Source organism: Kitasatospora sp. NPDC059747, from assembly GCF_042732955.1.
GTDB lineage: Bacteria > Actinomycetota > Actinomycetes > Streptomycetales > Streptomycetaceae > Kitasatospora.
Genome location: NZ_JBHWGV010000284.1, coordinates 1 through 1,287 on the forward strand (window position 1 = coordinate 1; position 1,287 = coordinate 1,287).

A 1,287-nucleotide genomic window follows, 5' to 3' on the forward strand; every position below is an offset into this window, starting at 1 on the left:
GCGGGCTCGTGCCTGGTGGCGGCGGCGCCAGTGGGACCACGTCACGACATGGTGGCGGTCCGCAGGAGGGTGGCGGGGTCCAGTTGCCAGCAGACGGCGAATCTCGGCCGGAGTGAGGTCCACGAGCTCGGGCGTGTCCTGTTCGACACCCCCTTTTCCCGTTCCTGGCTGGCCAGTACGGTCAGGAAGGCGTGCGCGAGCATGGCGAGGGTGATGTGCCGGTACCAGCTCACGTAGCGACGCACTTCGTACTGGTCCAGGCCGCATTCGTTCTTCGCGCTCTGGAAGCACTCCTCGATCTTCCAGCGGCAGCCGGCGATACGGACCAGGTCCGCGATGGTGGCCTCCAGCGGAGCGCAGGCGAGGTAGTAGGCGATCTCGTCCGATCTGGTGATGCTGCGGCGGGCCAGCATCCACCGTTGGCGGGTGGGTTCGTCGCCGTCGAACTCCCAGACGGAGGGCAGGCGGGCACCAGCCCAGTCGTAGAAGCGCTCGCCCTTGGCGCCGCTGCCAGCGGACAGGCGCTGCCACGCCTCGAGCGGGGCCTGTTTGATGAGGTGGTCGATGCGCGGACCGTGGACCTGCTGGGATTTGGGAACGGCCACCACGTAGGAGAGTTGGTGGTTTTCGAGGAAGCGGCGGAAATGGGCGTCCTGCCCGTATGCGGCGTCCGCGGTGACCCAGGTGATGGGCAGGGGCGAGGCGAGGGCCCTTCGGATCACGGCCCTGGCCAGCTCCAGTTTGGTGGCGAAGACGCGCTCGTCGGGGACCCGGGCGGCCTGGCAGCGTTCGCGGTCCTCGGTCCAGGACTTGGGCAGGTAGAGCTCGCGGTCGACCAGGGTGTGGCCGCGGCTGGTGGCGTAGGCGGCGAAGACGCCGATCTGACAGTTCTCGGTGCGGCCGGCGGTTCCGGAGTACTGGCGTTGGACGCCGGCGGAGGTGGTGCCCTTCTTGACGAAGCCGGTGTCGTCGATGATCAGGACGCCGTCGTCGGTGCCGAGGTGTTCGGCCACGTAGGCCTGCAGGTCGTCGCGGATCTCGTCCGCGTCCCAGCGGCTGCGGGACAGCAGGTGCTGCAGGCCGTCGGGGGTGGCGTGGCCTGCGTATTCGGCCAGTTGCCAGCCGTTCTTGCGGCCCACCGGGCCCAGGAGCCCGCGGACGTAGTCCCGCACGCGGCGCCGGGGCTCCACGCGGGAGAAGCGGGCCCCGATCCTCAGGAACAGTTCACCAAGTTCCCGTTCCCACATGCTGGTTGGTGCATCAATCACGTGAGTGGGCTGCCCGGAA

Annotated in this window: 1 protein-coding gene; it reads right to left on the reverse strand. The window is 68.8% G+C overall.

Annotation, left to right across the window (positions count from 1 at the left end; all coding sequences use genetic code 11):
- Positions 1-41: 41 nt before the first annotated feature.
- The gene (locus ACFV4G_RS43520; protein WP_380449213.1) at positions 42-1,247 is read right to left on the reverse strand and encodes an IS701 family transposase; all 1,206 of its coding nucleotides are present in this window, start codon (positions 1,245-1,247) and stop codon (positions 42-44) included.
- Positions 1,248-1,287 lie beyond the last annotated feature (40 nt).